The organism is Saccharicrinis sp. GN24d3, assembly GCF_052400645.1.
GTDB lineage: Bacteria > Bacteroidota > Bacteroidia > Bacteroidales > Marinilabiliaceae > Saccharicrinis.
The window spans coordinates 178,134-200,077 of sequence record NZ_JBQTGI010000003.1; the positions used below are offsets into that span (position 1 = coordinate 178,134).

General features: G+C 36.6%; 15 protein-coding genes. All 15 read left to right on the forward strand.

The window, feature by feature from the left end; genetic code table 11:
• Window positions 1-30: 30 nt before the first annotated feature.
• Entirely contained in the window at window positions 31-786 is a 756-nt protein-coding gene (locus tag ACT29I_RS05310; protein WP_444792852.1) for a glycerophosphodiester phosphodiesterase family protein, read from the forward strand.
• 101 nt (window positions 787-887) lie between these two features.
• On the forward strand, window positions 888-1,925 hold the full coding sequence (locus ACT29I_RS05315; protein WP_430931093.1) for a PGAP1-like alpha/beta domain-containing protein: 1,038 nt from the start codon (window positions 888-890) through the stop codon (window positions 1,923-1,925).
• Window positions 1,912-3,471, forward strand: a complete 1,560-nt coding sequence (locus tag ACT29I_RS05320; RefSeq protein WP_430931092.1) for a glycerol-3-phosphate dehydrogenase/oxidase — start codon at window positions 1,912-1,914, stop codon at window positions 3,469-3,471. The genes ACT29I_RS05315 and ACT29I_RS05320 overlap by 14 nt, the downstream gene beginning before the upstream one ends.
• A gap of 12 nt (window positions 3,472-3,483) precedes the next feature.
• Complete coding sequence (locus tag ACT29I_RS05325; protein WP_430931091.1) at window positions 3,484-4,332, forward strand: mechanosensitive ion channel family protein; 849 nt, start codon at window positions 3,484-3,486, stop codon at window positions 4,330-4,332.
• Between the two features lie 39 nt (window positions 4,333-4,371).
• The gene (locus ACT29I_RS05330; protein WP_430931090.1) at window positions 4,372-5,301 is read left to right on the forward strand and encodes a mechanosensitive ion channel family protein; all 930 of its coding nucleotides are present in this window, start codon (window positions 4,372-4,374) and stop codon (window positions 5,299-5,301) included.
• A 12-nt stretch (window positions 5,302-5,313) separates the two neighbouring features.
• A complete protein-coding gene (gene corA / locus ACT29I_RS05335) occupies window positions 5,314-6,375 on the forward strand; it encodes a magnesium/cobalt transporter CorA (protein WP_444792853.1) in 1,062 nt (353 codons plus the stop codon).
• 1 nt (window position 6,376) lies between these two features.
• Window positions 6,377-7,384, forward strand: coding sequence for a DUF21 domain-containing protein (locus ACT29I_RS05340; protein WP_430931088.1), 1,008 nt, complete (start codon window positions 6,377-6,379; stop codon window positions 7,382-7,384).
• 125 nt (window positions 7,385-7,509) lie between these two features.
• A complete protein-coding gene (locus ACT29I_RS05345) occupies window positions 7,510-10,503 on the forward strand; it encodes a hypothetical protein (RefSeq protein ID WP_430931087.1) in 2,994 nt (997 codons plus the stop codon).
• A gap of 115 nt (window positions 10,504-10,618) precedes the next feature.
• A complete protein-coding gene (locus ACT29I_RS05350) occupies window positions 10,619-11,599 on the forward strand; it encodes a mechanosensitive ion channel family protein (protein ID WP_444792854.1) in 981 nt (326 codons plus the stop codon).
• Between the two features lie 528 nt (window positions 11,600-12,127).
• Window positions 12,128-13,183: a LacI family DNA-binding transcriptional regulator gene (locus ACT29I_RS05355; protein ID WP_430933501.1), complete on the forward strand. Its 1,056-nt coding sequence runs from the start codon at window positions 12,128-12,130 to the stop codon at window positions 13,181-13,183.
• Window positions 13,184-13,590: 407 nt separating this feature from the next.
• On the forward strand, window positions 13,591-14,217 hold the full coding sequence (locus tag ACT29I_RS05360) for a carbohydrate-binding family 9-like protein (protein ID WP_430933500.1): 627 nt from the start codon (window positions 13,591-13,593) through the stop codon (window positions 14,215-14,217).
• A gap of 28 nt (window positions 14,218-14,245) precedes the next feature.
• Window positions 14,246-16,564 carry a glucosamine-6-phosphate isomerase gene (locus ACT29I_RS05365; protein ID WP_444792855.1) on the forward strand — a complete coding sequence of 773 codons (2,319 nt, stop codon included), beginning with the start codon at window positions 14,246-14,248 and terminating at the stop codon, window positions 16,562-16,564.
• Between the two features lie 198 nt (window positions 16,565-16,762).
• Entirely contained in the window at window positions 16,763-17,344 is a 582-nt protein-coding gene (locus ACT29I_RS05370; RefSeq protein ID WP_430933498.1) for an RNA polymerase sigma-70 factor, read from the forward strand.
• Window positions 17,345-17,686: 342 nt separating this feature from the next.
• A complete protein-coding gene (locus ACT29I_RS05375; protein ID WP_444792856.1) occupies window positions 17,687-18,103 on the forward strand; it encodes a hypothetical protein in 417 nt (138 codons plus the stop codon).
• A 304-nt stretch (window positions 18,104-18,407) separates the two neighbouring features.
• Window positions 18,408-21,938, forward strand: coding sequence for a TonB-dependent receptor (locus ACT29I_RS05380; RefSeq protein WP_430933496.1), 3,531 nt, complete (start codon window positions 18,408-18,410; stop codon window positions 21,936-21,938).
• Window positions 21,939-21,944 lie beyond the last annotated feature (6 nt).

The following is a 21,944-nucleotide window of genomic DNA, read 5'->3' on the forward strand; positions in this document are numbered from 1 at the left end:
TTTTACACCTAATATAATCATTCGATACCGATGGATACTGAAAAGGATAAAATGATAATTGCCCATAGGGGGGAATCATTTATAGCTCCGGAAAATACTTTAGCTTCTGTCCAACTTGCCTGGAACAAAGGAGTAAAAGCTGTTGAAGTGGATGTTCGATTAACGCTGGATAATCAAGTAATACTAATGCACGACAAAACCACAAAACGGACAGGTGACATCAATAATGTAATAGCCAAGTCGACACTTGATGAATTGAGAAAAGTGGATATAGGAGTTTACAAAGGAAAAAAATGGCGAGGAGAGCAAATCCCCAAGCTATCAGAAGTATTGAAAACTGTTCCTGTAAACGGTAAATTAATAATCGAAATTAAAAGTGATTCTGAAATTATTGGACCATTGGTGGATGTCATTAAAAGTTCTGGATTGGCTGCTCACCAAATCGAAATCATATCGTTTAACATTAAGATATTGCCAAAAGTTAAAAAGCTATTGCCTCAGAATAAAGTGCTATGGTTATTGGATTTAGACTATTATCTGCCGGCCTGGATGTTATACGTGAATACACAAAAAATTATTCGCAAACTCCAACAACATAAGCTGGACGGAGTGGATGTTTGGGCTGGTAAAAAAATAAATGCGCTTTTTGTGGAACAGGTTAAAAGATGTAAATTATTGGTTTATACTTGGACCACGAATGATATAAAATCTGCCAGGAACCTGCTTGCTATGCAAGTGGATGCTATAACTTCCGATAAGGCGGGCTGGCTCATTGATCAGCTTTAATAATTATCGTAAACAACAATTATACCTTAACCAAAAGCGTGGACTCTAGCAGATAAGTTGCTAATGGTACAAATAATAAGTATTTCTATATTAGTAATCAAATGAAGAAAGTAATCATCGGCATTCATGGTCTGGGTAATAAACCACCTAAATATTTGCTTCAGAAATGGTGGAAGGATGCCATTAACGAAGGATTAAAAAGGAATCATATTTCCAAAAGCCTTCCCGTTTTCGAATTGGTTTACTGGGCTGATATTTTGTATGAAAAACCACTAAACAAATGGGAAAAAGATGATGAAAGCCCATGTTTCTTAAATGAACCTTATCAAAAATCATTAGTAGGAAATAACAATTATAATAAAGAAGACAATTCATTTCGGGAATCATTTCTCGATTTTGTCACAGAACAGTTGAATAAAGTTTTTTTAAATGATGATAATACCTTAAATTATAGCTTTATATATGACGTAATACTTAAATCGTTTTTTAAAGATTTGGATGCTTATTATACTGTGGAGTGTAAGGATTCAAATGACATTACATGTAAAGCCCGCAATTTGATTAGGAAAAGATTAGTTGACTGTATAAAAAAATATCCCGACCACGAGATATTAATCATAGCCCATTCTATGGGATCTATTGTTGCCTTCGATGTATTAAGCTTTGTCATTCCCGAAATGAAAATAAACACATTAATCACTATGGGTTCCCCCCTTGGTTTACCTGTTGTTGTCGGTAAAATAGCAGCCGAACAAAAAAAAACATTGAACTACACGGCTGCAATAACATCCCCATCAAGCATCACCAAAAGTTGGTTTAATATAGCAGATGTGTTTGATAAGGTAGCCTTGGACAATAAGTTATACGATAATTTTACGACCAATAAATGGGGAGTTCTTCCGGTTGATTTTATCGTCAGCAATGATTATGAAATCAATGGGAAAAAAAATCCGCATAAGTCTTTTGGTTACCTAAGGACGGTGGAGGTGTCTAAAATAATAGCTGATTTTATTGGTGAAGAAAAACGAAACATATGGAATAAAACATTATATAGTGTTCAATCGATGGTTTATAATACCCGGGTAAAATATAAAAATGTGATGACCATTATAAAAACAAGAATCAATGGCAAGAGATAACCAATTATCCAAAATAAAGGACGGTTCAATAGTTTGGGATATTGTGGTCATTGGCGGAGGTGCGACAGGGGTAGGTACGGCCGTTGATGCCGCCTCCCGGGGTTATAAGGTTTTACTGGTTGAACAGTCGGATTTTGGAAAAGGAACATCCAGCAGAAGCACAAAGCTTGCTCATGGGGGGGTGCGTTATTTGCAGCAAGGTAATCTCTCATTGGTTTTAGAAGCATTAAAAGAACGAGGAATCATGCGGCGTAATGCCCCACATCTGGTAAGCGATTTAGAATTTGTGGTACCCATTTACGACTGGTGGGAAGGTCCATTCTACGGGATAGGGTTAAAGTTGTACGATATGTTGGCCGGGAAAGAAGGTTTGGGTGCTTCGGAATTTCTTTCGAGAGAAGAAACCATTGCGCATATTCCTACCGTGGAAGCTATAGATCTGAGGGGAGGTGTCAAATATCATGATGGACAGTTTGATGATGCCCGTTTTCTTATAAATTTAGCGCAAACGGCACAGGAGCAAGGTGCCACGGTCATGAATTACATGAAGGTGGTTTCCCTGAGAAAATCGGAGAATATAGTTGGCGGTGTTGTTCTTGAGGATCAGGAAACATTTGAAAAGTACGCTGTTCGTTCAAAAGTGGTTATTAACGCAACAGGTGTGTTTACCGACTCAATAAGAACATTAGATGATGAAAATGCTATTCCCATAATGACAAGTAGTCAGGGGGTACACATTGTATTGGACAGAAGTTTTTTGCCGGGCGACAGTGCAATTATGGTCCCCCATACCGATGATGGCAGGGTTTTGTTTGCCGTGCCCTGGTACGATAAAATAATTGTTGGAACTACCGATACACCAGTGGATGAATTCCCTTTGGAGCCTGTTGCCAAGGCTGAGGAAATTGATTTTTTAATCACACATGCCGCTCGATATCTTACCAAAGACCTTATGCAGAGTGATATCAAGTGTGTTTTTGTTGGTCTTCGGCCTTTGGTGAAGGATAGCGGAGAAACCAATACGGCTTCCATTTCAAGGGAGCATACCATCAATATTTCACGCAGCGGCTTATTGTCCATTGCTGGCGGAAAATGGACTACTTACAGAAAGATGGCACAGGATGTTGTTGATCAAGCCATTTTAATCGGAGACTTAAATCCGAAGCCCTCGGTAACGGAACATTTGCAAATGCATGGATACCATCAGCATGCAGAAATATTCGGGTCTTTGCATTACTATGGCTCGGACGCCCCGAGGCTTCAGGTTTTGTTAGAAGAAAAAACAAGTTACAGGAATCAACTGCACCTTGATTACCCTTATTTGGAAGGGGAAGTGGTGTGGTCGGTTAGGCATGAGATGGTAAGGTGCATTGAGGATTTTATTGCCCGACGAATACGGCTCTTGTTCCTGGATACCGAAGCAGCCATGATCATTGCCCCAAGAGTAGCTCAATTGCTGGCGCAAGAACTGGCATACGATAAAACATGGGAGCAAACGCAATTGATTGAATTTAATAAAATAGCCCATAATTATTTACCTATTTAAAAATTAACACGTATGACTGATTTTAATTATATGATCGGAAAATTCATTGAGGTGATTCCTAAAATTGGCATCGGAATATTGATATTACTGATTTTCATGTTTATATCCTGGATGATTAAGAAGTTAGTTACCAAACGTGTTAAGCCAAAAACCAAAAACCCCTTGTTGGCAGATTTCTTAGGTAAAATCGTTGCTTTAATTATAACCATTATAGGTTTTGTCCTATTCCTGAATACTGTCGGACTGGGCGGTATCGCAGCGCATATAATGGCTGGAGCAGGCATCACCACCTTTGTTATAGGATTTGCTTTTAAGGATATTGGCGAGAATTTTCTCGCCGGAATTTTGATGGCGTTTAAAAGTCCGTTCAAAATAGGCGATTTAATTGAAACGGTTGGTACGGTAGGGTATGTAAATGAACTAAACATGCGCGAGAGCATTGTGAAAACCCTTGATGGCAAGGATGTCTACATCCCTAATTCGCAAATCATCAAGGCTCCCCTTTTTAATTATACCATTGATGGCTTCATGCGTTATGAGGTGGTATTGGGCATTGATTATTCCACGGACTTAACAGGGATTATAAAAATAATTAAAGATACCCTTGGTGATATTACAGAAGTGTTGCAAGGAGAAAAAAAACCGGTGGTAGTAGTGGATGAGTTAGCCGCCAGTACCATTAATGTCAGGGTTCAGTACTGGATAGATACCTTCGAGTCAAAATCAAGGGCATTTCATCTAAACATAAAATCCAAAGTTATTATAAAAATGATGGAAGATTTAAATAAAAACGGTATCTATTTGCCAGCAGATATTGTTGAAATAAAAAACTATAAGGATAACGCTTTTGTTGCCAGGTAACATAACAAGAAAAAAAATAACTTTAAAATAATAAATCCAATGTTTGATTTAATTGATAATCAATTGCTCGCCGAACAGGCTTCGAAAATTCAAAAATGGTTGATCATGGAACTCCCTGTCATCATTGTCTTATTGATTGCTCTTTTTGTGGCCATCAAAATCATTAAGTTTACCTTCAAACGTTTAAAGAGGACATTAATTCATCGTGCAGAAAAAAACAAGCATATTGATTCAAACGAAGCTGAAAAGAGAATCAATACCCTCGTCGGAATTATATACGGGGTCACAAAGGTTGTGTTAATCACGATAGTTATTATGATTATCCTCCAAAAAATTGGTGTCAATATAGCGCCAATATTAGCTAGTGCCGGTATTATTGGCTTGGCGGTTGGTTTCGGCGCGCAGGAACTGGTCCGTGACGTAATATCAGGGTTCTTTATACTGCTTGAAAACCAGATTAGAACAGGTGATGTAGGCATCATTAACGGTACGGGTGGTCTGGTTGAAAAAATTGAGTTGCGGACTATCACCTTGCGCGATTTCTCCGGAGTGGTTCATGTATTCCAGAACGGAAAAATTAACACCTTATCAAACATGACCAAAGAATGGTCGGCCATGGTATTTAATATTGGGGTAGCTTACAAGGAAGATGTCAACCAGGTGATGGAAATCATGAAGCAAACCGGAAAAGAATTACAGGACGACCCGGAATTTAAGGAAAAGATTATTGAGCCTATTGAAATTATGGGCCTGGATGATTTTGCCGACAGTGCTTTGGTTATCAAGGCAAGGTTTAAAACAAAACCGATTATGCAATGGGCGATAGGCAGGGAATACAGAAAAAGGCTAAAAATTGCTTTCGATGAAAACAATATTGAAATTCCGTTCCCACATACCACAGTTTATTGGGGCGAGGAAATTGCTCCGCTTCAGCTTCATCTGGACAAAGACCAAAAAAATAATTTGTAAATTAATAAGAACATGGCACGATTTCTTAAAAGTAGGGCTAAAGCTAAAGGAGCCGCACCCGGTAGCCTAATATTTATGGGTTATCAAAAAATGGAGGCCACCAAGATACATTTGATCAAATTTAATACAGACCAATCATCTGAACATGAATTCTCCGATATCGGGGAGGCACTTAAGGCCATTGACAAAAAACAAATTAACTGGTTGAATATTGATGGCATTCATGAGGCGGAAATTATAAAGCAGGTAGGCAACCACTTTAATATATCCTTTCTGGGATTGGAAAGTGTTTTAAATACAGGTCAAAGGTCTAAATATTTTGAAGATGAGGAGGCTATTATTGTTATTTCCAAAGCGGTATATTATCACAAAGAAGAATGCAAAATATCCGTGGAACAGATTTCCTTTATTCTTCTGGACAAGGTGGTGATAAGTTTTCAGGAAAAGACCGGTGACCATTTTAATCCTGTCCGTTCCCGAATCAGAAATAATGTGGGTAAAATAAGAAAGTCACAGGCTGACTATTTATTATATGCCCTGATGGATACATTGGTTGATAATTACTTGATTAACCTGGAACAGCTGGGGAATCAGATCGAGAGTGTTGAAGACAAGCTTTCTAATCCGCAGAAAGAACTCAGTAACCTGTTGTTTCATTATAAAACGGAAATTTCTTATTTCCGTAAAACGATACGGCCGTTGAAAGAGGTCCTTATACGCTTATTACGTTCTAAGACCGAAATGATCCACCCTGAAAGCATCCCGTATTATCAAGAGTTATATGACCTGGTGGAACAATCTATAGATGCAGTGGAAAATTATTTTGGCATGACAAACGACCTGCTAAACTTATATAACACCAATGTAAGTAATAAGGCCAATGAGGTGATGAAAGTATTGACTATTTTCGCTTCCATTTTTATTCCGCTAACATTTATTGCAGGCATTTACGGTACCAACTTTGAATACGTTCCGGAGCTGCAATTTAAAAATGCCTATTTTGTAATGTGGGGAGTTATGTTTTCTGTAGCCGGGGTGATGTTGTATTTCTTCAAAAGGCATAAATGGTTTTAATATGGATGATATGATAATTTGGATTGGAATACTATTCTGTATCACACAGTCCGCCATGTTTTCTGGGCTAAACCTGGCTTTCTTCAGTTTTACACGGCTCCGACTTGAAATTGAGGCAGATAGTTTAACATCCATTGGAGCACAGAAAGTTCTGAAGATGAGAAAAGATTCTAACTTTTTGCTCACCACCATCTTGTGGGGGAATGTGGGAATCAATGTGTTGTTGACTTTGTTATCTGATTCTGTAATGGCCGGTGTTGCATCATTTCTGTTTTCCACTGTCATCATTACCATGTTTGGTGAAATTATACCTCAAGCTTATTTTTCGCGCCATTCCTTAAAAATGGCCTCATTATTAGCCCCGGTACTTAAATTGTACCAGTTCTTGCTGTACCCGGTTGCCAAACCTAGCGCTTTGTTGCTGGATGCCTGGTTAGGTAAAGAGTCTATCGAGTTTTTTAAAGAGAAGAATGTCAAGGTTTTCCTGAAGAAACATGTGTATGGGGGAGAAAACGAAATTGACCTTATTGAAGGTATAGGTGCCATTAATTTCCTTTCGTTGGATGACATGCTTGTTGCTGAAGAAGGGGAACGGGTAAACCCCAAAAGCATTGTCCAGCTGGATTCGGAAAATGATCAGCTAATATTTCCTACTTTCGTTCAAAACACCGAGGACCATTTCATACAGAAAATAAATGACTCGGGAGAAAAGTGGATCATTTTAACCAATAAACAAGAAATGCCCATAGGGGTGCTGGATGCAGATGGTTTTTTACGTTCGGCCGTGTTCAGTAAAAAACCTACCGACATCAAAGAATACTGCCATATTCCAATCATTATCCGACAAAAAGATACCAACTTAGGAGTTATCATAAAAAAAATGCGCGGAGAGATGGATAAAAACATGGATAACCCAATTGAAAAAGACATGGTGTTATTCTGGACCAATGATCAAAAAATAATCATAACAGGTGCCGATGTCCTGGGGCGTTTGCTTAAAGGGATTTGAAATTGAATTTATATGAATATTTAAAACTTTCTAATTTTTATGGTATATTACCTTAGGCTTTAATCTAATGTATGATTACCAGCTATAATAGTTTATTAAATAGGCACATATAATTATCTTGATTTATGCAACATTTATTTACATCAGCAATAGTCGATTTTGAAAATCTGTACAATGACAGATTTATGTCTTTTATTGAAAATAGAATTAGCGATGTTACGAGCCTGTTGGAACAAATAAGTCTTATCCATGCCGATTATCATCATCAGGTTGAAAAAATAGATGCCGCCAATATGGATATGCAGCATTTTTTAAAGTTGCACAATCAATATCTTAATAGTGTTCTGGCATACAACAAAAAATCATATCCTTTAGGGTCTGAATTAAATAGTAAAAACGAGATAAAACAATTTTATTCAGAACGAGATCAATTAATTTCAAAATTGGATAAAAAGATCCGCGACAATGAACCGGAAGAAAACAGAATACCTCAAACAGATAATAGCCCAATAATCAAGAGTGTTAAGAAATTAAAGCAATTCAGATATTGGACAAAATCATTGTTCAAAAAAGACAAAACAAATATCCAAATTAAAAAATGGATACCGATACGTCATTACCTAACCAATGAGTTGTATATAAGCACCTTTCCTCAATTGTGGCTGCACTACCAACAAGTAGTTAGTATCGAAATTGAATTATTGGAATATTATAGTCAGTCATTTACACGTATCAACAACTGTATTCAATTTAATCAACCCGTTAACCTTGAAGACATTAAAAGGTTACTCGTTGAAATTTTACAAAAATGTTCTGATACCCAATCTACCTTAAAGGGTTTTCTTGATAACACCAAACAATCCATCATTAAAGTTATTACTGCCAAAACAAATCATATTACCACCCAATATAATCAATTGGGAACACTCGAAGCAAAAAGTCTTAAAAACAGCAAATGGTATACCACCAAGGCCTTAAAAAAAATATCCTCAAAGCAACAAAAACAGATACTGGCATGGGAAATTTCTTTATTTAGTATATCGGAGGATTGGTGTTTTAATGCCGATTTGTATATCGTAAAAAACAAAGCCTTAATGGCTTATCAATCTAACGCAATTAAATCAAGTTCGGGAAGAATTGGTACCACAATTGCGCAATTACAACAGGCTAAAGAAAAGATTATTGCCATCTACAACCATACAAAGAGTAATTTAGGCTTCAACAAAAAGAATAAGGAATCGCTACTGCTGCAAAGCAAAAAAATAACGGAAGCACTATCGGCCGATGAATTTTACTTGTCAAAAGTGAATCAATCACAAACCATTCTTTATGCCTTAAATGAATTACAGCAGGTTATCATTACCGAGATTGACAATACCAATGACAAACGAATGATTACCAGCAAAAAGGTGGAATGGAACCAAATGGAGCTTTCTGATCTATCCGCTGTATATCTCAGAGAGTTAATTCAATTTGAAATTCTCCCTTTATTTTCTGCTGAATTGGACACTTTAAAGCAAAAAGTTTTACTGCAAATTGCAGGTTATGAAACCGAAATTTTGAACCTGATACAAATATCGGAATATAATTTCGAAACCATCACATCAATTCTGGATAATCCGGAGTCATCCCAAAGTAAAGATAATGTTGCAACGTTATTTGACGAGGGAAGTGTAAAGGTGACTAAGAAACTGGAGGTAATCACTGGTCAATTGGAGAATTTACAACATTTAATTAAAAAAGGAATTGACCAAATCATAGAAACATTATTGAATGCATTAATCGAGTTGACAGAAAATGAAAAGGTTGGAGAGTTAAACATCAGATTACTCAAAGCCAAGGCCATCCGCAAAACAACACATTTTAAAACCCTTGCACTGGAACATTTAAATAAAATGCTTACCAAAGGGTTATCGCAATGGTCAGTTCTTCAAACAAAAGGATTTATAATTACGAAGCAGTTAACAAAAATATATTCACAAGAGGAAGTACAGGCGCAAATTAACAATGAGATCTCTGTTTTTTTAAGCGATATTGAAAGCTCTACAGAAAAACTTCCCTTTTTATACCAACGGCTTTTTAAACTGGAAGCCATTGAAGGTGGTTATTTGTATTTCAAAAGAGCTAAGGAGATTGGCGATTTCGAATATATTTACCTGAATTGGCTGAAAGGTCGATTTGCCACACTGGCCATTACCGCAGAAAAAGGGGCAGGTATCACATCTATAATAAACTATGTGCTTAAAAATAAAAACCTACCTACAACCATTATAAATTTTCAGCAATACAATAATATATATCAAAAGGAAGAATTCATTTTTACGCTTTCTGAAATATTAGATTTAACGCCATTAAATGAAATTGATTTATTTATTGATGAACTTAATAATACCAAAGGAATTATTGTTTTAGAAGGCTTGCAGTTTGCTTACCTCAAAAAAGTAGATGGTTTTGAAACCTTAAAACTTCTTTTTGAAATTATGTCTAAAACCAACAAGTCCATTTTCTGGATTTGTACGTGCACTTTACACGCCTGGAACTATTTAAACAAAGCCATTTTTATAGAAGAATACTTTGGGCACGTCATTAAGTTGGGTGAATTTTCGAAAGACGACATGGTTGATATTGTTAAAAAAAGACATACAGTAAGCGGCTACGATCTGGTTTACTTAAAAAGCAAAGCAGATGTTCAGAACAAAAAAATGTCAAAATTAAGTCCCGTAGAGGTACAGCCCCTATTGGAAAAACAATACTTTCAGGTACTCAATTCGCTGGCGAAAGGTAACCTGAGCGTAGCCTTTATTTTTTGGTTGAAATCCATTAAGCGCATCGAAAACAATACCTTATATATAAGTTCTATGAACGATTTCAATATTTCTTTTATTAGAGGTTTAAGTCAGGAGAAACTTTTTTGCCTGTATGCCATTTTATTGCACGACGGTTTAAATCTGAATGGCTTTTGTAAGGTGATGAGATACCCACCTGAACAAGGAAGAATGAAACTATTTCAAATGGTTGATGACGGCCTATTAATGGAGATCAATAAAAGATATGTGATTAATTTATTATTGTACCGACCTACAATAGAGGCATTGAAAGCGAGAAACCTGTTACATTAAATTTTAAACGAATAGTATAACCCGCTTAACCGAAACAATTCATTTATTCGTAGAAAAGTATTCTTAAAATTCATTTAAAAGTTCCATGTGGCAAATTGAGAAAAAGCATAAAAGCATGAAAAAATTCATTATACTAACTATTTTTTTGTTTATCAATAGCATATATGCCATTGGTAATTTGTCTGTTCAAGATACCATAAGCACCAGCAAGCCTGATACTTTAATTATTCAAGAACAGACAAAAGAACAACCCATAGCCGAAGAAAAAGTAAAAAATACAAGTTTGCAGGAAAAAATAAATCAATTAGGCGCGCCTCCTGTAAATAAAATTATTACAACGGGAAAAATAGTGTGGTCAATGATCATCATTTTAATCGGGGTTTTAGTTATCAAGATAATTGAGTTGTTACTGAACAGGTTTGGCAGAAAAAGTGCTCAATACAGAATTGTAGTTAAACGATTGATACCTATCATTAAAATTCTAGGTTGGACCTTTGTGATCTACATTATTATTCAAGGTGTTATAAGGCCACCTTTAGCCACAGTGATAGCCTTTTTTACTTCAATAGGCGTGGCAATAGGTTTCGCAGCCCAGGACTTGCTAAAAAACATTTTTGGAGGTCTAATGATACTTTTTGACAGGCCTTTTCAGATCGGTGATAAAATAGAAGCTGCAAGTGCGTATGGAGAAGTGATAAAAATAGGATTGCGCTCTACGCGCATTGTTACTGCGGATGACTCTGTAGTGACTATTCCCAATGGAGAAATGATGAACCAATCCATCTCTAACTCAAACAGTGGTGAAACCAATTGTCAGGTAGTGGCGGAGTTTTTTTTACCTTTGGACGTAGATACACAAAAAGTAAGGAGGATTGCCTTGGAAGCAGCCATGGTTTCGAAATATATTTATTTGAACAAACCTGTGGCAGTGCTCTTTTTTAATGAAATGAAAGATAGGCGTAGTATCATTAAGATGCGCTTAAAAGCATATGTCTCTGATATACAAAACGAGTTTATTTTTAAAAGTGATATGACTGAAATTACCTTACGGGAATTGATAAAAGAAAAGGTGATCAATAAAGAATATTATCAATAAATTTACACGGATAAGCGCGAGGGAAAGAATCAATTGGATGTTTTATAGTTTTTTAGTATCGCACCAAACTTATTTAAGTCTGTTTTTTTACTAACAGTTCCACTGAAGATAAACTAGTCTCTTTTTAAATCACGATTTTTCCATTTCCAACCTTATAGTAAAAGGTTTACCCAACAAAGTAAAAGCAGGAAAGGGAGAACAAGGTGTTTTAAAGTTCAATAAGTACGTTCCTCGTTTTTAAACCCGGATTATGCGATAGAACCTCGTCGTGGACATTGAAAGTGCAATAAAACAAGGCATTACTGAAACGAGGCATAACTTGTCCCGATTACTTTCGGGAGCATCGTTATGGTGAGTTGAAAGTGATGCAACGAAGTGTCTTGTTTTAAAATAATTTCAATGTGTAATAGAAATTCTAATGCATATTGCGGGTTTAAACTACTGCTTTATTTCTTTTTTTGCCAATCTTATGAATTTTGTTCATTTTTGTAATTCTCAAATTATATTTCAGTAAGGTAAATCGATGGAATGAAATCTAATCCCAATTATACGATTAAAGATATTGCACAAATGGCAGGTGTTTCCAGAGGCACAGTCGACAGGGTAATACATGGAAGGGGTATTGTATCAAAAGATACATATAATAAAATTAAACTGATTTTAGATAGAATTGATTACCAACCAAATTTAGCAGCACAGTCGTTGCGTAAAGGTGCATTGTTTAAAATAGCGGTTTTGGTTCCTGATGGAGATTTGGATAGTTACTGGAAGCGCGCAATGACTGGCATTGAAAAAGCCATTAAAGAACTCTCTTTTGTTGGTGTAAACGTAAGTATGCATTTGTTTAATTCTTTAAAAGAGGTAAGCTTTACTTATAATGCAAACCAAGTTTTAAAGGAAGGATGCGACGGAGTTTTGGTTGCGCCTATTTTTTATAATGAAGCAATTGAGTTTTTCAAAAAGTGTGAGGAAAGAGGTATTTCATATGCAACATTTAATACGGATATAAAAGAAATTAACGCACTTTGTCATGTTGGCCAGGATTTGGTGAAAAGTGGAGAAACCGCTGCCAGTCTCCTAAAGAAAGTAGTAGGTAAAGCGGATGAGTATTTGATTGTTCATATTGATGTGGATATTTCGAATGCACGACATATTCAGGAAAAAGAGAATGGATTCGTCAATTTTATGGCCCAGAATAACATTGGGGCAGATAAGATAAAGAAGCTTACAATTAACAATCCCAAAGTCATGGAAAAAGAGTTGATGGCTTTGTTGGATAAATTCCCGAAAATTAAGGGAGTATATGTTACCACCTCTAAAGTTTATTACATTGCCGATATAATTGAAGCATATTCTCTAGACCTGAAACTCATAGGCTATGATTTGATTGATGAAAACAGAAGTCACCTGAAGAAAGGGAACATAGAATTCCTGATATATCAGAACCCTGGTCTTCAAGCCAGTTCTGCCTTATCACTTTTGGTGGACTACCTGGCTTTTAAAAAAGACGTGCCCAAACAGAAACTGTTACCTATTGAAATTGTGATTAAGGAAAACTATAAAGATTATACCGCATGGGTATAATGTGGTAAATTTCTGGAGTAATTAATACGAAAGCGTTATTTTATATATCTTAATAAATTTATACTGCGTCTTTTTACTGCTGACCAAGTTCTGTTTTATACTTTTTACTTTCTATTTTAGCCCCATTCCATTATATTCTAAGCGCATATTATAATGAATACCATTATGTGCTCGAGCCAATTGAGTATAGAGGTTTCTAGAAAAAATATTTTAGCAAAAGAGTGCCATTATGATTTTTATATTGTGTTAAAAGACACATATTGAATGATATAAGATTGTATTTGCCACCAAGGATATAGTTGTTTAACCATATTTTCATGTTAATAATTAGTAAAAAACATAAAAGTGCACGTGCACATCTATGTTTTTTACTAATTTTGTGCTGTTCTTAATCAAAAATAGTTCACATGAATAGGATTGTAATCGCAGAAATAACTAACGCGGAAAATAATTGGCCACATTCATTAAAAAACGAGCATCGTATTGAAAATAATAATTGGAATTATGCCAGCGACGTCCGCGTGGGTTTTAATATCGGTTATGACAGCGGAAATATTTATTTAAAATTTTTCGTAGAAGAATCAAACACCAAAGCAGTATACAGAGCGTTTAACGAACCTGTATATGAAGACAGTTGCGTCGAGTTTTTTATATCCTTGGATGGGGAGAACTACTATAATCTCGAGTTCAATTGTATCGGAAATATTTTGGGAGGTTACGGTTCGGAAAGAAATAATAGGGAGGTTATACCAGCCTCTGTCCTTCAACAGATTGTAACGAAGCCATCGCTTGGTTCCAATCGGATTGAAATAATCGACAGGAAAACCGACTGGACCTTGGGCGTAAAAATACCAATTTCCGTTTTTATTCACGATAAGATAGAGAAATTGAATGGAGTACAAGCCAGTTGTAACTTCTACAAATGCGGAGATAAACAGGTGTTTCCCCATTATCTTTCCTGGAATCCTATTACGGCAAGGAAACCGGATTTTCATTTACCTCAATTTTTTGGGGAGATTATTTTCAACAATTAATACAGAAAAACCAATAAAACCAATAATAATGGATGCAATAAATTTTTCAGAAGTAGAAAAGAATTACTTACAAAAATCCGGGGTTAGTAAAACTACCACAAAAATACCTTATATCCCGGTAGACAATTTTCCGAAATTGGGTATGTTTACCGCATTTCGGTTTCTGGAATGGGTGGCAGAAAACCCCGAAGGAGTCATTAGCCTTCCTACAGGAAAAACTCCGGAATATTTTATTCGCTGGACGCAATATCTTTTAGAAAACTGGGACAATGCCAAAGGTAAAAAAGTAAGGGAAGAAAACGGTCTGAAAGTGAATAAAAAGCCTGATTTGAGCAAGTTGCATTTTGTACAGATTGACGAGTTCTATCCCATTCGATCAAGTCAAAAAAACAGTTTTTATCACTATGTGAACGAATACTATATTAAAGGATTTGGCTTGAAGCCCGAAAATGCGCTACTAATCAATTCCGATGAAATCCCATTGGTTGATGGAAAACACTTTTCAGAAGTATTCCCGGACAGTACCGTTGATTTGTCTTTAAGATATCGCGAAGCTAAAACAGCAAAAGAAAAAGAGCAGCAAAAATCAATCTTTATGATTGATGACTGGTGTGTTGAATACGAGCGTAAAATTAGGGAGAAGGGAGGTATTGGTTTCTTTCTTGGAGGTATTGGCCCGGATGGTCACATAGCTTTTAACACCCGGGGTGCCGATCATTTCTCAACAACACGTTTAACCAAAACCAACTTCGAGACACAGGCGCAGGCCGCAGGTGACCTGGGAGGCATTGAGATTTCCAAAAACAGGTTGGTCATAACTATTGGCCTTGAATCGATAACCTATAACAAAGAGGCCGTAGCCATCATTTTTGCGGCGGGAGAGGCAAAAGCAACAGTGGTTAAAAATGCCTTGGAAAGTGATGCGTCGGTATTGTATCCTGCATCAGTTCTGCAAAGTCTTAAAAACAGCCGTTTTTACCTGACTAAAAGCGCAGGGGTTAAGCTCAACGACAGTGTGAGTGCCTATTATAGCAATGGTGAATGGACACACGAAAAGACGGAGCGGGCAATTATTGATCTCTGTAAGCGTATTAATAAGTATGGCCCTAAGCTAGAACTATCCGACTTAATGGCGGATCCTTATTGTAGGCAGATTCCGAATCTTTCTCTGGATACAGTGAAGGAGGTTATTAATTCGGTAATTGCTAAGATTGAAACAGGATTAAGAACCGAAAAAGACCAGGTGTTTTATCACACAGGCCCTCACCACGATGATATCCAACTGGGAATACAGCCTCATGTAAATAGTACCTTGCTCGAAAAATCGAACAAATCTATTTTTTCGGTACTCACCTCCGGTTTTACTGCTGTAACTAATCATTTTGTTACAGATACCTTAAATAGTACCAAAAAACTGTTAGATGAGGGTCGTATTCAGATGATTAATTTTCCCGACTTTTTTGAGTCAGGATACAAATATAAATGGGACAAGGATGTTTATCACTTCTTGCTGAATGTAGCATCGGATGAGCCATTGGAAAGAGTCAGGGGCTTATGTCACCGTGTAATCAGAGCTATAGTATCTATTTGGGAAGTAAAGTCTTATGATGACTTGCGTAATACGATCAATGCTATCCTGGCTAATATTAGAGAAAGTTACGACGGACAAAAGAACCCACCTAAGATTCAAAAACTGAAGGGGATGATACGTGAATTTGAAGAAGAGCTGGTGTGGGCTCACTCCGGTGTTCAGGTGAAAAATGTCCGTCATTTGCGCCTGGGCTTTTATACCGGCGATATCTTTACGGAGCAACCTAACCGCGAACGCGATGTGCTGCCTATCCTGGAGGAGTTCAGGAAAGAAAAACCTACCGTTATTTCACTGGCCCTGGATCCTGAGGGGAGCGGACCCGATACACACTATAAAGTACTGCAGGCAATAGCCGATGCAGTGCGTTTATGGAGCAAGGAAGAAGATTTAAGCCAACTTAGAATCTGGGGATACAGAAACGTTTGGTTCAAATTTGCGCCTTCGGATGTTAACGTAATGGTGCCGGTAAGTATCAATGGTTTAGACGTATTGGATAAGTCGTTCTCAGATTGTTACCTGAGCCAGGTTAATGCATCATTCCCAAGTTATGAACACGATGGCAAATTCAGTACCTTAGCCAAGAATATTTGGGTGGAGCAGTTGGATAATGTTCAGTATTTGCTGGGTAAAGATTATTTCTATACCAATGAAAATCCGAATATACGAGCCAGTCACGGACTTATCTTCATTAAAGAGATGAATGTGGAGGAATTCCTGGATCAAGCTCGCGAACTGGAAAAATCAATGGAGGGATAAAATTAACAGGGGCTGCCTTCAGCGTTGCAGACAGCCCCTGTATTGGTTTATGCCAACTATATAATTTAATTCAGCACTTAAAAAATGAAAAAATATATTTATAATTGCAAAATCATTGTAAAGTGAAGTGCTAAAAATGTTGCAAATATCCCTGTGCACTTTTTTATAAAAACGATTAAAAAACAAGTATTCTGATATATGCCAAATAGTTCCCGGGATAATATTTTAATAGAGAAGCTGTTAAAAGATGACGTGTATGCTTTTGATAAACTTTTCGAAATTTATGCGAAAAAACTGTTTGCTTTCTCTTTTAGGTACCTGAAGTCGGAAACTGAGGCTGAAGAGTTGGTTCAAGAAGTTTTTATTAAAGTATGGGAAAAAAGAAAGACGTTAAAAATTAATACATCTTTTAAATCGTACCTTTTTACAATTGCGTATAACGATATACTAAAATACTTTAGAAGCAAGTCTTATCACCGGGCTTATGTGCGCGAGGCTATTGCGATAAGCGATGTTGAAGATAAATCTGATGAAAGATTGTACTACGCTTCTGTACTGGAACACGTTAATGAATTGATCGAAAAATTGCCGCAACGTCGTAAAACCATCTTTGTCAAGAGCAGAAAGGAAGGATTAAGTGCCAAAGAAATAGCCGAAGAATTAGGTATTTCTCCCGGAACGGTGGATAACAATATCTCTGAGGCCTTAAAGTTTTTGAAGAGCAGATTGAAAAACGAAGCATTGGCCCTTACTTTGTACTTTTCACTTTTCCTGCAATAAACATGAAGTAAACGCTTTGTTTACGTATCCAGACCCTAATATTCTGACACTATTGGGTAGTGTATAATAAGATCCTATTTTGACAGCAGCTTATTATTTGATTGTCCTCCCCCCAAAAAAAATAAAAATAATCTATTTAAATTTACGTAAAAAGCTTGTAATAAGCTATGTAGGAGTGTAGTTTCTGTTAAACCTTAAAGAAATGCAAAAAAATATATAAAATCATCATGAGATTTGTTTTAACTATGGATATAGTAAGTAGAAGTTATTGTAAATTCATGGATCAAATGATGGAAAATCAATTGATGTTCGGAATATTACAAGCAATTATATAAGAACAGCATGCAACAAAAGGATAAAGAAGTATTAAACAATTATATGAACGATCTGGACGGTGCGATTGAACAGATTAGGGCTGAAAAGTGGCTAAGTTCGAACAAAACTATTGGGATTAAGGAATCTATGAACAATGACTGTGATAACATTGTTAATTTGATTGGCGGTAATACAAAGGTTTTAAATTTTATATTAAATAAGGTTCGACATAATGTACATTTGTGGCCAAAAGACAATAAAACTAATTTGGCGTATAGCATATACAAGTGTTTTTACGCAGCTTCTGCTATTACTATTGTAGCGTTAATAGTAACAGGTGTGTTTTCCTTAATAAAACTTAAAGAAACAAATAAAATGTTTTCGAAAAGCGCTTCGGTCGTATTTATTGAGGCACCCAACCGAGGAGGACTATTCGTCTTTTGAGGCGACTTTCCAGAATGATTCTCTGGAAGAAGTATTAAGCCTGCTTAAGTATAGCTCTTCAATTGATTACAGAATATTAGCACGTAAAACGCAAACCGATGGAATCTTTACCAAAAGAAAGTGCTTAATTATTATAAACGCTAAGGTTTTAAACAGAAAAACCAGTAAATTTAGGTCAACGGATCTATGTATAGTACATCAAACGAATATTAAAAATCTATTGTTATGTGAAAAAACAGGGAGTCGCGCCAACGGCCCCCTGAAAAGTAAATTTTTTTAATAGTCATTTAAACATTACAAATTTATGAAAAAAATTAATTTTTTATGGACATGGGATAACCATGCCCTAACAAAAACTCTCAGAATTATGCGTATTTCCATATTCTTGATGATGGTTGGAACGCTTCAGATTTTTGCAGCTTCCACATATTCGCAAACAACCAAAGTTTCTTTAGACCTAAGCGAAATTAGTGTTGAAGAAGTGTTGGACAGGATTGAAGAAAAGAGCGAGTTCTTTTTTCTTTATAATGAAAAGTTAATCGATGTTGAACGCACGGTAGATGTCAAAGTAAAGGAGAAGCCAATCCACGAGGTATTGGATATCGTTTTTAAGGGTGAGGATGTTGATTATCACGTAGTGGACAGGAAGATCATCCTTTCACCCGGGTATATGAACGAACAAACAGTTCAGCAGGAAGGAAAGACTATTAAGGGTAAGGTAACCGATGCCGCGGGAGAACCCTTACCAGGTGTAAGTATAATTGTTAAAGGAACATCTATCGGTACTATTTCGAATATCGATGGTGAATTTTCTTTGAAAGTACCGGCTAATGCCGCTACAATTGCTGTATCCTTCCTGGGTATGGAAACACAGGAATTTGCCTTGGCGGGTCGTTCGGTATTTAATGTAGTTATGCAGGATATGATGGAGGGACTCGATGAAGTGGTCGTTGTGGGATATGGTACCCAGAAAAAATTAACAATGACTGCTGCCGTTTCTCAAATTGGATCGGAGATCTTTGAAAACAGAGCAACAGGTAACGCCGTGGAATCATTACAAGGTTCTTTACCTGGTTTAGTAGTTTCAAACTCAGCCAGTGGTGGTGAACCTGGAGCTGCTCCTAATATTAATATACGTGGTTTTATAACAAGTGGTGGTAGTGGTAGTATTAGTGATGCTGATCCATTGGTACTTGTTGATGGAATTCAGATGAGTTTAAGTGATATTGACCCGGAAGATATAGAATCAGTTTCTGTTCTTAAAGATGCTGCTGCGGCGTCTATTTATGGGTCGCAAGCTGCAGGTGGTGCTGTTATAGTAACCACTAAGAGTGGTAAAAATATGAAAGGAAAAATTAAAGTTTCGTACAGTAATAACTTTTCATTTACAAAGCCAACTACATGGCCCGAAAGTGCCAGTGCCATAGACTTTGCTTATGCCATAAATGATTCTCGCATTAACAATAACCAATCCGCCTGGCATGACGAAACAGATTTGGCTAACATTATGGCAAACATGGAAAATCCGGGTAGTGCACCAACAATTTCTGCAAATAATGCAGGAACAGATTGGGCTTATGGTACGCTGGGTATTCAAGGAACTGCTGCTACCAATTGGGATGATATTATTCTTAAAGATTGGGCAAGTAGACAGAAACATAATGTAAATGTATCTGGTGGTGATGAAAAATTGAATTTTTATCTTTCTGCTGGTGCTTATGATGAAGGTGGTTTATTAGCGGTTGGAAACGAATCTTTTCAAAGATATAATCTGGATGCAAAAATTTCAACAAAGGCCAATGAATGGTTAACACTGGAGTTAGCAACTAAATTATTAAAAAGTAAATCCGATTTTCCAACGGAAGCTACCAGCGGAAGAACTGTAGCCTGGAACAAGTCAAGAGTATTGGATTTAATTTCCAAACTAAAACCAACATTGCCTGTGGTAGACCCTATTTATGGTTCAGAATTGATATCGCATAAATATTATCCATTTTGGGATTACCAACGTGCACAAACAGAAAATAATCAGTTAGTGTTACAACCTAAGTTTGTTATTGAGCCTATTGAAAACTTAAAGTTAACAGGACAGTTCAATTACAGAAGAAATAATAATTTACAGGAAATAATTATTCTGGCAAGTGAACAAATAAAACCAACAGGTTTAATTGACAAAGTATCTCAGGAAAATACATCTTATAGTCCAACCATGATTACCAATGAGTATTTTTCTCCAAACATTTATGCAACTTATGATAAGTCTATCGGGAATCATAACTTTCACGCGACTGTAGGATATCAAAGTGAGGAAAATGATTACCGTTCCTTAGGGGCTACCACAGACTATTTAGTAACCAACAACGTAGTTTCATTAAATGCTTCATTAGATGATGATCAACTAGTGTCAGAAGCGATAACACATTGGGCAACGCAAAGTTTGTTTAGTAGGTTTAGGTATAATTATCAAGAAAAGTATTTATTTGAATTTAGTTACCGAAGAGATGGTTCTTCGAGATTTGCCCCGGATGATAGATGGGCTGGGTTTCCTTCGTTCTCAGCAGGTTATAACGTGGCGAAAGAAGATTTCTGGCCTTTGAAAGACTGGATCAGTACGGCTAAGTTAAGGGCATCCTATGGTACTTTAGGTAATCAAAATGTTTCTAATTACTTATATCTTTCAAATATTGACCTGGCTACTACCAGCTTTTTATTCGATGGAGCCACAGAAAATCGTGCCTTAACACCTGGTTTAGGTAGTGAAAGTTTAACTTGGGAAACAGTAAAAACCACAGATATTGGTTTGGATGTAAATGCTTTTAACAACAAGTTAAGTACGGCTTTTTCCTGGTACCGTACAGATATTGAAGGTATGGCTGCCCAGGGCTTAGATCTGCCAGCACAATTGGGTACAAATGCCCCGCTAACAAATATTGGAACCTCCAGAGTTCAAGGGTGGGAGATTGAAGCTACCTGGAAACAAAAGCTTGGAGATTTTGGTTATAGCGTAAGGGCTGTATTGTCTGACTATAAGAGAACTATAGTTGAATATCCTAATGATGCCTTGTCCTTAAGTCAAGCTCATTACCCGGGAAAAGATCTGGGAGAGATTTGGGGACTTCAATGGGATGGTTGGTTTATGACCGATGATGAGTATGATTCATATGCAATTGACCAATCTTTTATTCATAGTGATTTTGAAGCTGGTGATACAAAATACAAAGATTTAAACGGTGACAATGAAATTGACAGAGGAGATTGGGTAGTTGGAAACACAGGGGATTTTAGTGTTATCGGTAATACCACACCTCGATATCAATTTGCAATTAACCTAGGTTGTAATTACAAAAATTTTGATTTTAACGCATTTATCCAGGGAGTTGGTAAAAGAGACGTATTAATGTCCAATCACATACGTTTTAGAGGTCCTGCATCTGGTCCGTTCCATGTTAATGTTTGGCAAGAACATTTAGATTACTTCCGACCTGAGGACACCACAAGCCCACTTGGACCAAATGTCGATGCTTATTTCCCGGCTCCATATATGAATGGTGCAGGAAGAAATAACAGAAACTACCGTTATGCGGTTGATCGATATATCCAAAATGGCGCATATATGAGACTTAAGAGTATCCAAATTGGTTATACTATACCTAAACATTTAACAAGTAAAATCAAGGTAAGTAAATGTAGGATATTTGTTTCGGGAGAAAATTTATTTACTGTAAGTGATATGATGTTCTTTGATCCAGAGGTTGTAACATCCGGAGTGACTGGTAGTGCACAGTCTTATCCATTATCTAAAATGATTTCAACAGGATTAAACGTGTCATTTTAATTTTAA

Excerpts from the sequence above, each read along its gene's own strand:
- ACT29I_RS05310 (WP_444792852.1), top strand. The coding sequence starts at position 31 with ATGGATACTGAAAAGGATAAAATGATAATTGCCCATAGGGGGGAATCA.
- ACT29I_RS05320 (WP_430931092.1), top strand. The coding sequence starts at position 1,912 with ATGGCAAGAGATAACCAATTATCCAAAATAAAGGACGGTTCAATAGTT.
- corA (WP_444792853.1), top strand. The coding sequence starts at position 5,314 with ATGGCACGATTTCTTAAAAGTAGGGCTAAAGCTAAAGGAGCCGCACCC.
- ACT29I_RS05330 (WP_430931090.1), top strand. The coding sequence starts at position 4,372 with ATGTTTGATTTAATTGATAATCAATTGCTCGCCGAACAGGCTTCGAAA.
- ACT29I_RS05365 (WP_444792855.1), top strand. The coding sequence starts at position 14,246 with ATGGATGCAATAAATTTTTCAGAAGTAGAAAAGAATTACTTACAAAAA.
- ACT29I_RS05375 (WP_444792856.1), top strand. The coding sequence starts at position 17,687 with ATGCAACAAAAGGATAAAGAAGTATTAAACAATTATATGAACGATCTG.
- ACT29I_RS05345 (WP_430931087.1), top strand. The coding sequence starts at position 7,510 with ATGCAACATTTATTTACATCAGCAATAGTCGATTTTGAAAATCTGTAC.
- ACT29I_RS05370 (WP_430933498.1), top strand. The coding sequence starts at position 16,763 with ATGCCAAATAGTTCCCGGGATAATATTTTAATAGAGAAGCTGTTAAAA.
- ACT29I_RS05380 (WP_430933496.1), top strand. The coding sequence starts at position 18,408 with ATGAAAAAAATTAATTTTTTATGGACATGGGATAACCATGCCCTAACA.
- ACT29I_RS05355 (WP_430933501.1), top strand. The coding sequence starts at position 12,128 with ATGAAATCTAATCCCAATTATACGATTAAAGATATTGCACAAATGGCA.
- ACT29I_RS05360 (WP_430933500.1), top strand. The coding sequence starts at position 13,591 with ATGAATAGGATTGTAATCGCAGAAATAACTAACGCGGAAAATAATTGG.
- ACT29I_RS05315 (WP_430931093.1), top strand. The coding sequence starts at position 888 with ATGAAGAAAGTAATCATCGGCATTCATGGTCTGGGTAATAAACCACCT.
- ACT29I_RS05340 (WP_430931088.1), top strand. The coding sequence starts at position 6,377 with ATGGATGATATGATAATTTGGATTGGAATACTATTCTGTATCACACAG.
- ACT29I_RS05350 (WP_444792854.1), top strand. The coding sequence starts at position 10,619 with ATGAAAAAATTCATTATACTAACTATTTTTTTGTTTATCAATAGCATA.
- ACT29I_RS05325 (WP_430931091.1), top strand. The coding sequence starts at position 3,484 with ATGACTGATTTTAATTATATGATCGGAAAATTCATTGAGGTGATTCCT.